This window comes from Acidisphaera rubrifaciens HS-AP3 (assembly GCF_000964365.1).
GTDB lineage: Bacteria > Pseudomonadota > Alphaproteobacteria > Acetobacterales > Acetobacteraceae > Acidisphaera > Acidisphaera rubrifaciens.
In genome coordinates this window covers 1-9832 of sequence record NZ_BANB01000351.1, presented here as the reverse complement: position 1 = coordinate 9832, position 9832 = coordinate 1, and the positions used below count along the sequence as shown (strand labels likewise).

The 9832-nt window shown below is 70.6% G+C and carries 9 protein-coding genes; all 9 read left to right on the top strand.

The features are described from left to right. Positions 1 to 296, top strand: a 296-nt coding sequence (locus B8460_RS10920; protein ID WP_148360534.1) for a murein hydrolase activator EnvC family protein, incomplete at its 5' end; no start/stop codon positions are given. A gap of 233 nt (positions 297 to 529) precedes the next feature. After that, the gene (locus B8460_RS10915) at positions 530 to 1897 is read left to right on the top strand and encodes a S41 family peptidase (RefSeq protein WP_048861631.1); all 1368 of its coding nucleotides are present in this window, start codon (positions 530 to 532) and stop codon (positions 1895 to 1897) included. A gap of 69 nt (positions 1898 to 1966) precedes the next feature. After that, positions 1967 to 3019, top strand: coding sequence for a divergent polysaccharide deacetylase family protein (locus tag B8460_RS10910; RefSeq protein WP_048861630.1), 1053 nt, complete (start codon positions 1967 to 1969; stop codon positions 3017 to 3019). Next, on the top strand, positions 3016 to 3507 hold the full coding sequence (locus B8460_RS10905; RefSeq protein WP_048861629.1) for an RNA pyrophosphohydrolase: 492 nt from the start codon (positions 3016 to 3018) through the stop codon (positions 3505 to 3507). Before B8460_RS10910 ends, B8460_RS10905 begins: the two co-directional genes overlap by 4 nt. A gap of 24 nt (positions 3508 to 3531) precedes the next feature. Continuing rightward, positions 3532 to 4440: a LysR family transcriptional regulator gene (locus B8460_RS10900; protein WP_048861628.1), complete on the top strand. Its 909-nt coding sequence runs from the start codon at positions 3532 to 3534 to the stop codon at positions 4438 to 4440. A gap of 98 nt (positions 4441 to 4538) precedes the next feature. Next, positions 4539 to 5009 (top strand): formate dehydrogenase subunit gamma, encoded by a 471-nt coding sequence (locus tag B8460_RS10895; protein WP_048861627.1) that lies wholly within the window; start codon positions 4539 to 4541, stop codon positions 5007 to 5009. After that, positions 5006 to 6553, top strand: a complete 1548-nt coding sequence (locus tag B8460_RS10890) for an NADH-ubiquinone oxidoreductase-F iron-sulfur binding region domain-containing protein (RefSeq protein ID WP_048861626.1) — start codon at positions 5006 to 5008, stop codon at positions 6551 to 6553. Before B8460_RS10895 ends, B8460_RS10890 begins: the two co-directional genes overlap by 4 nt. 11 nt (positions 6554 to 6564) lie before the next feature. Continuing rightward, positions 6565 to 9411 carry a formate dehydrogenase subunit alpha gene (fdhF, locus tag B8460_RS10885; protein WP_048861625.1) on the top strand — a complete coding sequence of 949 codons (2847 nt, stop codon included), beginning with the start codon at positions 6565 to 6567 and terminating at the stop codon, positions 9409 to 9411. Positions 9412 to 9424: 13 nt separating this feature from the next. Then, positions 9425 to 9832, top strand: a 408-nt coding sequence (locus B8460_RS10880; protein ID WP_048861624.1) for a formate dehydrogenase accessory sulfurtransferase FdhD, incomplete at its 3' end; no start/stop codon positions are given.

Genomic DNA, 9832 nt, shown 5'->3' with positions numbered 1-9832 from the left:
CGGCGCCGGCCGCCCGCGTCCTCGCGCCCTGCGCGGGGCGGGTGGAGTTCGCGGCGCCGTTTCGAAGCTACGGGCTGCTGGTCATCCTCGATTGCGGCGGCGGCTATCATGCGGTGCTGGCCGGGCTGAACCGGCTCGCGGTGCAGACCGGTGCCCGGCTGGCCGCCGGAGAGCCGCTGGGGGCGATGGCTGACTGGGACCCGCGCGCGTCGGGGCCGCGGCCGCGCCTGTATCTCGAGGTGCGGCGGGGCGACGTGCCGATCGACCCCGGCCCCTGGCTACGGACCCGCGGGTAGCGGCCGCGGCGTTCCGGCCGCGCACAGGTGCGGCCAGTCTCACCAAGGCTTAAGAAAAACGGGGCTGGACGGGGGGGTGCTTCGGCCCGGAAGATAGGGCAACTGTCTTATCCCGCAGGTGAGCGCCCGATTGGCGCAAGAGGACACGCTTAATGCAGACTTCTTCTCCGCCGCCGACGGCCCCGGTACCGACGCCACCCGCGCCGCGCCGCCGCCGTCTGCGCGCAGGGCTCATGCTCGGGGCCGGCTTCGCGGCAGGCGTCGCGATCACCAGCCTCGGCGCCGGCCCGCTGTCGCGGGCGATCGGCGGCCATCTCGGCATCGCCGACGCGCTCGCGCAGGACAGCAGCCGGTCGGATACCTATCGCCTGCTGACCCTGTTCGGCGACGTGTTCGAGCGCGTGCGCGCCGAATATGTGGAGCCGGTGAACGACCGCGACCTGATCGAGAACGCCATCAACGGCATGCTCACCGGTCTCGATCCGCACAGCAATTACATGAACGCCAAGGCGTTCCGTGACATGCAGGTGCAGACGCGCGGCGAGTTCGGCGGCCTCGGGATCGAGGTCACGCAGGATAACGGCTTCATCAAGGTCATCAGCCCGATCGACGACACGCCGGCCAGCCGTGCCGGGGTCAAGGCGGGCGACCTGATCGTCGCGCTGGACGGCAAGACGGTGCAGGGCCTGACGCTGAACGAGGCGGTGGACCGGATGCGCGGGCCGCCGAACAGCAAGATCACGCTGACCATCCGGCGCGAAGGCACGGACAAGCCGATCGAGCTGACCATGCTGCGCGAGGTGATCCACATCCAGGTGGTCAAGGATCATCTGGAAAGCGGGGACATCGGCTATGTCCGCCTGACCAGCTTCAACGAGCAGACCGACAGCGGCCTGCGCGACGCGCTGCGCAAGCTCAAGGCCGAATCCGGCGACAAGCTCAAGGCGATCGTGCTGGACCTGCGCAACAACCCGGGCGGCCTGCTCGATCAGGCGGTCGCCGTGTGCGACGACTTCATCGCGCAGGGCGAGATCGTGTCCACCCGCGCCCGCCACCCCGAGGACAGCCAGCGCTGGAACGCCAAGGGCGATGACCTGACCGGCGGCCTGCCGATGGTGGTCATGATCAACGGCGGTTCGGCCTCGGCCAGCGAGATCGTGGCCGGCGCGCTGCAGGATCACCGTCGCGCGATCCTGCTCGGCACCCGCAGCTTCGGGAAGGGATCGGTGCAGACCGTCATCCCGCTTCCGGGCAACGGGGCGATGCGGCTGACGACGGCGCGCTACTACACGCCGTCCGGCCGGTCGATCCAGGGGCTCGGCATCACCCCGGACGTGAAGGTGGCCTCCAGCCGCGCGGACGAGCCGCGCTTCCTGCCGGAGCGCGAGGCGGACCTGAATCACGTCCTGACCAACGAGGGCGGCACCAAGGGGCCGCCGCCGCGCACCGATCTGCCGGCGATCGTCAAGGACATCCCGAGCAAGCCGCCGGTCGGATGGCCGACCTTTGATCCCGCCAAGCCGTCCACCGACTTCCAGCTCCAGCAGGCGCTGGTGCTTGCGCGCGCGATGGCGGGCCAGCCGCACGCGTCGGCCAACTGATCCGGCGGGGCCGCGGCGGCGCGTCATGCGTCGTCGCGGCCCGGTCGGCCATCCGCCGGACAACACCCCATGGCGCGCCGCCTACCGCTGATTGCCCGGGCGCTGCTCTGGTTCTGGGGCACGCTCGCCGCGGCCATGCTCGTCACGGCCGTGGTCCTGCAGACGATGGGGCCGCCGCCCCCGGCGGGGCCGACCATGACGGCCGATGCGACGCCGCCCTCCGTGATCCTCCCGGTGCCGGCGCCGGTCGCGCCGCCCGCCTCGCGGCCCGGCCGGGACACGCCCGGCCCGATCGCGTCGCCCGATCCGGGTCTGCTGGAGGTCGATCCCGACGATCCGGCCGCCATGCTGCCGCGCATCGCCGCGGACGGGCGGGCACCGATGGGGGTCTATGCGCGCGGCTTCGATCAATCCACGCGCCGGCCCCGCATCGGGCTGCTGTTCGCGGGCTTCGGCCCCAGTCAGGCGGACAGCGAGGAGGCGATCCGTGCGCTGCCGGGCGGGGTGACCCTGGCCTTCTCGCCCTATGGGTCGCATCTGCCGCGCCTGCTCGACGTCGCGCGGCTGGCCGGGCACGAATATCTGCTGTCGCTGCCGATGGAGCCGGCGGGCTATCCGCAGAACGACGCCGGCGACCACGCGCTGCTCACCACCCAGGACGCGCAGACCAACGCGGCGGGGCTGCGCTGGGCGCTGAGCCGGATGCAGGGCTATGTCGGCGTGACCGGCGCGCTCGGCCCGTTGCGCGGCGAGCGCTTCGCGCAGGCCTCCGGCCCGATGGACGCGATGCTCCACACCCTGGCGGCCCGCGGCCTGCTATATGTCGATCCGGGCGTCGCCCCGGGGCCGCTGCCCTATGCTTGGACCCGGCGGGTGGATCTGGTCGTGGACGAACCCGCCGTGCGCACCGAGATCGACGCGAAGCTCGCGGCCCTCGAACGCATCGCGCGCGACCGGGGCAGCGCGCTCGGGCTGGCCGGCGTGCTGCGGCCGCTGACGGTGGCGCGGGTGGAAGCGTGGGCCGACACGCTGCAGGCGCGCGGCCTGGCGCTGGCGCCGGTCAGCGCGCTGGTGCAGCCGCCGCCGCTGCCGCGCGCGGGATCAGCCGGGGCGAGCCGATGAGCGACCTGCCATACCGTCCGAACGTGGGAGCGGTGCTGTTCAATCGCGACGGCCTCGTGCTGGTGGCACGTCGCGCCGACCTGCCGAACGTCGAGGGGGCGCCCGGCGGCTGGCAGTTCCCGCAGGGCGGGATCGATGCCGAGGAGGACCCGCGCGCCGCCGTGCTGCGCGAGCTGGCCGAGGAGATCGGCACCGACCGGGCGGAGATCATCGGCGAGCATCCGGAGTGGCTCACGTATGACCTGCCGCCGGCGTTGCTGGGCCGGGCGCTGGGCGGACGGTTCCGCGGCCAGCGGCAGCGCTGGTTCGCCCTGCGCTTCACCGGCACCGACGCGGACATCCGCCTCGACGCCGACCCGCATCCGGAGTTCGATGCCTGGCGCTGGGTGCACCTTTCGGAGACGCCGCGTCTGGGGCCGGATTTCAAGCGCGGGATCTATGCCATTCTCGCGCGATCCTTCGCGCCGCACGCGGCCCCTTGCAGTTAGAACGATCCTGCAAGACGCTAGCCTATGATCGACAAGCTCGAATACCTGCTGGCTCTTGCGCAGGCGCAGCATTTCGGCCGGGCGGCCGAAGCCTGCGGCATCACCCAGCCGACCTTGTCGGCCGGCCTCAAGCAACTCGAGGAGCAGTTCGGCGTGCTGCTGGTCAACCGCGGCTCGCGGTTCCAGGGCTTCACGCCCGAGGGCGCGCGCGTGCTGGAATGGGCGCGGCGGGTGGTGGGCGACGTGCGGGCGATGCGCGACGAGGTGCGCGCGCTGAAGCAGGGGCTGGCCGGCCATCTGCGCATCGCGGCGGTGCCGACGGCGCTGCCGATCGTGGCGGCGCTGACCACGCCCTATCGCGCGCTGTATCCGGACGTCTCCTTCACCATCTGGTCGCGCACGTCGCTGCAGGTGCTCGACCTGCTCGAGAATCTGGAGGCGGATGCCGGGCTGACCTATCTCGATAACGAGCCCGTCGGGCGCGTGCGCGCCGTACCGCTGTATCGCGAGCGCTACTGCCTGATCGTTGCAACCGATCACGTCATGGCCGACCGCCCGTCGGTGACCTGGGCCGAGGTTGGCACCGTGCCGCTGTGCCTGTTGACTCCGGACAACCAGAACCGGCGGATCATCGACCGCTATCTGCGCCACGCGAATGTCCAGCCGAATGCCACGCTCGAGTCGAACTCGATGATCGTCCTGCTGACGCATGTGCAGACCAAGCGCTGGGCGACGGTGCTGCCGGCGGCGATGGGCGATGCGCTGGGGCGCGAGCACGGGCTGCGGCTGGTGCCGGTGACGGGCGAGGAGCCGCCGACGATCGGCCTCGTCTATCCCAAGCGCGAACCGCTGCCGCCGCAGACCGCGGCGCTGGTCGCGGAGGCGCGCAAGCTCGCCGCGGCCTGGAACGACGTCCCGCACGAGCCGGCTTGATGGTCTTCTTCGATCAGGCAACGCTTTGACGATATTGATTTCGCGCCCCCGCGTAGTACGGATGGTGCCACGGCCAGCCACAAGCGCCGGGGGAAGCCATGCCAAGCTACGAACCGTGGAGCGCCGCGCGGGCTGAAACCATCATCGCGGCGGGCAAGGACGCACCGGGTGCCCTGCTGCCGCTGCTCCATGACCTTCAGCATGTCTTCGGCTGCATTCCGGACGCTGCGGTGCCGATGCTGGCCGCCGCGCTCAATCTCTCGCGCGCCGAAATTCACGGCGTTGTGTCCTTCTACCACGATTTCCGCAGCCACCCGCCGGGACGACATATCCTGAAGCTCTGTCGCGCCGAGGCGTGTCAGGCGGTGGGTGGCGAGGCGGTGGCGCGGCATGCGCTGGCGCGGCTCGGTATCGACTGGCACGGCACGACGCCCGATGGGGCGATGACGGTCGAGCCGGTGTACTGCCTTGGCCTGTGTGCCTGCGGGCCGTCCGCGATGCTCGACGAGGCGCCCCTCGCGCGGCTCGACGCCGCGCGGGTCGACGCGCTGGTGGAGACAGTTCGATGAAATTCTTTCTGCCGCGCGACATGGCGGCGGTGGCGCTCGGCGCCGATGCGGTGGCCGCGGCGCTGACGGCGGAGGCCGCGCGGCGCGGGCTGGCGGTCGAACTGGTCCGCACCGGCTCGCGCGGCATGTTCTGGCTGGAACCGATGCTGGAGGTGGCGACGCAGGCCGGCCGCGTCGCCTATGGGCCGCTGACGGTGGCCGACGTGCCGGGCGTGCTTGATGCCGTCGCGACCGGGGCGGCGCATGCGCGCGCCCTGGGACCCGTGGATGACATCGCCTGGCTTGCGCGGCAGACACGGCTGACCTTCGCGCGCTGCGGCATCGTCGATCCGCTCTCGGCCGAGGATTACGCGGCTCATGGCGGCGGCCGGGGGCTCGACCGGGCGCTGGCGCTGGGTCCGGCGGCGACGGTGGCCGAGGTGACGGCATCGGGCCTGCGCGGGCGCGGCGGCGCGGGCTTTCCCACGGGTATCAAGTGGAAGACGGTCGCGGACGCGGCGGACGCGCAGAAATACATCGTCGCCAACGCCGACGAGGGCGATTCCGGCACCTATGCCGACCGGATGCTGATGGAAGGCGATCCGTTCTGCCTGATCGAGGGCATGGCGATCGCCGGCATCGCGGTGGGGGCGACGCAGGGCTATATCTACAGCCGCTCCGAATACCCGTTTGCGAATGCAACCATGCGGGCGGCCATCGCGGCGGCGCGGCGGGCCGCGATGCTCGGGCCGGACGTGCGCGGCTCCGGCATCGCCTTCGAGCTGGAGCTGCGGGTCGGCGCCGGTGCCTATGTGTGCGGCGAGGAGACGGCGCTGCTGGAAAGCCTGGAGGGCAAGCGCGGGCAGGTGCGCGCAAAGCCGCCGCTGCCCGCGCATCAGGGGCTGTTCGGCCGTCCGACGGTGATCAACAACGTCGTCTCGCTGGCCTCCGTGCCGTTCATCATGGCCGAGGGTGCCGCCGTCTATCGCGACTACGGCATGGGCCGCTCGCGCGGCACGATGCCGATCCAGCTCGCCGGCAACCTGAAACACGCCGGCCTGTTCGAGACCGCGTTCGGCGTGACCCTCGGCGAGCTGGTCGAGGACATCGGCGGCGGCACGATGAGCGGCCGTCCGGTGCGCGCGGTGCAGGTAGGCGGCCCGCTCGGCGCGTATTTCCCGCCGTCGCTGTTCGACACGCCGTTCGATTACGAGGCGTTCGCCGCGCGCGACGGGCTGATCGGCCACGGCGGCGTGGTCGTGTTCGACGACACCGTGGACATGCGCCATCAGGCGCGCTTCGCGCTGGAGTTCTGCGCGGCCGAGAGTTGCGGCAAATGCACGCCCTGCCGGCTCGGCGCGGTGCGCGGGGTCGAGGTGATCGACCGCATCGCGGCGGGCGAGAACCGCGGCGGCAACCTAGTCCTGCTGCGTGATCTCTGTGAGACGATGAAGTTCGGATCGCTGTGCGCCCTGGGCGGCTTCACGCCCTATCCGGTGCTGAGCGCGCTCAATCACTTCCCGGACGATTTCCAGGCGCCGGCGCTGCCGGCGGCCGCGGAATAGAGGAGGGCAGCATGTCCCTGGTGCACGAGATCGATTACGGCACGCCGGCCAAGACGGGCGAGGCGACTGTCACGCTGACGGTGGACGGATTCGAGGTGACGGTGCCGGAGGGCACCAGCGTGATGCGCGCGGCGATGGAGATCGGCGTCAAGATCCCCAAGCTCTGCGCGACCGACATGCTGGACGCGTTCGGCTCCTGCCGCATGTGTCTGGTGGAGATCGAGGGACGCAACGGCACGCCGGCATCCTGCACCACGCCCGTCGCGCCGGGCATGAAGGTCACGACCAGCAACGAGCGGCTGCGCCGGCTCCGGCGCGGCGTGATGGAGCTGTATATCTCCGACCATCCGCTCGACTGCCTCACCTGCGCCGCCAACGGCAATTGCGAGCTGCAGGACACGGCGGGCGAGGTCGGGTTGCGGGAGGTGCGCTACGGCTATGACGGCGCCAACCACCTCGCCGATCAGAAGGACGTCTCGAACCCGTATTTCTCCTATGACCCGTCGAAGTGCATCGTCTGCTCGCGCTGCGTGCGCGCGTGCGAGGACGTGCAGGGCACGTTCGCGCTGACCATCGCCGGGCGCGGGTTCGACAGTCGCGTCAGCCCCGGCGGGACGGATTTCTTCGGCTCGGAATGCGTCTCCTGCGGCGCCTGCGTGCAGGCCTGTCCCACCGCGACCCTGATCGAGAAGAAGGTCGAGGAGATCGGACAGCCGGAACATTCGGTCGTCACCACCTGCGCGTATTGCGGCGTCGGCTGCAGCTTCAAGGCGGAGATGCGCGGCGAGGAAGTCGTGCGCATGGTGCCGTACAAGGCCGGCGGCGCGAACGCCGGACATAGCTGCGTCAAGGGACGTTTCGCCTGGGGCTATGCGCAGCACCGCGACCGCATCCTCAAGCCGATGGTGCGCGCGGACATCAACGACCCGTGGCAGGAGACGACCTGGGAGGAGGCGATCGCGCATATCGCGCGCGAGTTCAAGCGCGTCCAGGCGACCTATGGCAAGGACTCGGTCGGCGCCATTTCCTCGTCGCGCTGCACGAACGAGGAGACGTATCTCGTCCAGAAGCTGGTGCGCGCCGGCTTCGGCAACAACAACATCGACACCTGCGCCCGCGTCTGCCACTCGCCGACCGGATATGGCCTGAGCGCGACCTATGGCACCTCGGCCGGGACGCAGGATTTCGAAAGCGTCGAGCATGCGGACGTCATCCTGCTGATCGGCGCCAACCCCACCGACGGCCATCCGGTGTTCGCCAGCCGGCTGAAGCAGCGGCTGCGCGACGGCGCGAAGCTGATCGTCATCGATCCGCGCCGCATCGACCTGGTGCGCTCGCCGCATGTGCAGGCGCAGTATCACCTGCCGCTGCGGCCCGGCACCAACGTCGCCATGCTGTCGGCGATGGCGCATGTGATCGTGACCGAGGGGCTGGTGGACGAGGCGTTCGTGCGCGCGCGCTGCGACCTGACGACGTTCAGCGAGTGGGCGGCCTTCGCCGCCGAGGACCGCAACAGCCCCGAGGCCGTGGCGGAGCTGTGCGGCGTGCCCGCCGAGGATATCCGCGCGGCGGCCCGGCTGTATGCGACCGGCGGCAATGCCGCGATCTATTACGGCCTCGGCGTCACCGAACACACCCAGGGCACGACGGCGGTGATGGCGATCGCCAACCTCGCGATGGCGACCGGCAACATCGGCCGCAAGGGCGTCGGCGTGAACCCGCTGCGCGGCCAGAACAACGTGCAGGGCAGCTGCGACATGGGCAGCTTTCCGCACGAGTTCACCGGCTACCGCCATGTGGGCACCGAGGACGTGCGGCGGGCGTTCGAGCGGCGCTGGGGCGTCGCGATCGACCCGGAGCCCGGCCTGCGCATTCCCAACATGCTCGATGCCGCCGTCGAGGGCACGTTCAAGGCGCTGTACATCGAGGGCGAGGACATCGCGCAGTCCGACCCGGACACGCGCCACATCGTCGCCGGCCTCTCCGCCATGGAATGCGTGGTGGTGCAGGACCTGTTCCTCAACGAGACCGCCAACTACGCGCATGTCTTCCTGCCGGGCAGCAGCTTCCTGGAGAAGGACGGCACGTTCACCAACGCCGAGCGGCGCATCAACCGCGTCCGCCGCGTGATGGCGCCGAAGAACGGCTATGCCGACTGGGAGATCACGCAGATGATCGCCCGCGCGCTCGGCATGGACATGAACTACGGTCACCCGTCCGAGATCATGGACGAGATCGCGGAGATGACGCCGACCTTCGCGGGCGTGTCGTTCGAGAAGCTGGATCGGGATGGATCGATCCAGTGGCCGTGCAACGAGGCGGCGCCGCACGGCACGCCGGTGATGCACATGGATGGGTTCGTGCGCGGCCTCGGTAATTTCGTCGTCACCGAATACGTGCCGACGGAGGAGCATACCGGCCCGCGCTTCCCGCTGCTGCTGACCACCGGGCGCATCCTGTCGCAGTACAACGTCGGCGCGCAGACGCGGCGGACCGAGAATTCGCGCTGGCACGAGGAGGATCGGCTGGAGATCCACCCGCACGACGCCGAGGAGCGCGGCCTGCGCGACGGCGACTGGGTGCGGATCAAGAGCCGCACCGGCGAGACGGCGCTGCGCGCCCGCGTCACCGATCGCGTGGCGCCGGGCGTCGTCTACACGACGTTCCACCACCCCGACACGCAGGCCAACGTCATCACCACCGATTACTCCGACTGGGCGACCAACTGCCCGGAGTACAAGGTGACGGCGGTGCAGGTGACGCCGTCGAACGGCCTGACCGACTGGCAGCGCGCCTATCGTCAGCATTCCGACGAAAGCCGCCGCATCGTCCACGAGTTGCCGGACGTGGCCGACTGAGCGGAGCGGTGGCATGGCGGCCGGAGAGACGGGCCGCGCGGCGGTAGCCGAGGCGGCACGGCTGCGCTGGCACGACGGCGCCGCCGAGGCGGGGCTACGCCGCCTTGCCGAGGAAGTGCCGGTGGCGCTGACCTACGATCGCGTGACCTATGCGGTGATGATGGCCTCGCCGGCCGATCTCGCGGATTTCGCCGTCGGATTCAGCCTGACCGAGCGGATCGTTTCCGGCGCCGACGAGATCGCGGAGCTGGATGTCGTCGAGGTGCCGGACGGGATCGAGCTGCGCATGAGCCTCGTCGAAGGGCGGCGCGAGGCGCTGGAGCGGCGCATGCGGCGCATCGCCGGCCCGACCGGCTGCGGCCTGTGCGGTCTGGATAGCCTCGCCGAGGCGGGGCGGGCGCCGGTCCCGGTCACCGGGGAC

Bases quoted from the DNA above. Each gene is read 5' to 3' on its own strand.
- fdhF (WP_048861625.1), top strand. From the start codon at position 6,565: ATGTCCCTGGTGCACGAGATCGATTACGGCACGCCGGCCAAGACGGGC.
- B8460_RS10900 (WP_048861628.1), top strand. From the start codon at position 3,532: ATGATCGACAAGCTCGAATACCTGCTGGCTCTTGCGCAGGCGCAGCAT.
- B8460_RS10895 (WP_048861627.1), top strand. From the start codon at position 4,539: ATGCCAAGCTACGAACCGTGGAGCGCCGCGCGGGCTGAAACCATCATC.
- B8460_RS10910 (WP_048861630.1), top strand. From the start codon at position 1,967: ATGGCGCGCCGCCTACCGCTGATTGCCCGGGCGCTGCTCTGGTTCTGG.
- B8460_RS10905 (WP_048861629.1), top strand. From the start codon at position 3,016: ATGAGCGACCTGCCATACCGTCCGAACGTGGGAGCGGTGCTGTTCAAT.
- B8460_RS10915 (WP_048861631.1), top strand. From the start codon at position 530: ATGCTCGGGGCCGGCTTCGCGGCAGGCGTCGCGATCACCAGCCTCGGC.
- B8460_RS10890 (WP_048861626.1), top strand. From the start codon at position 5,006: ATGAAATTCTTTCTGCCGCGCGACATGGCGGCGGTGGCGCTCGGCGCC.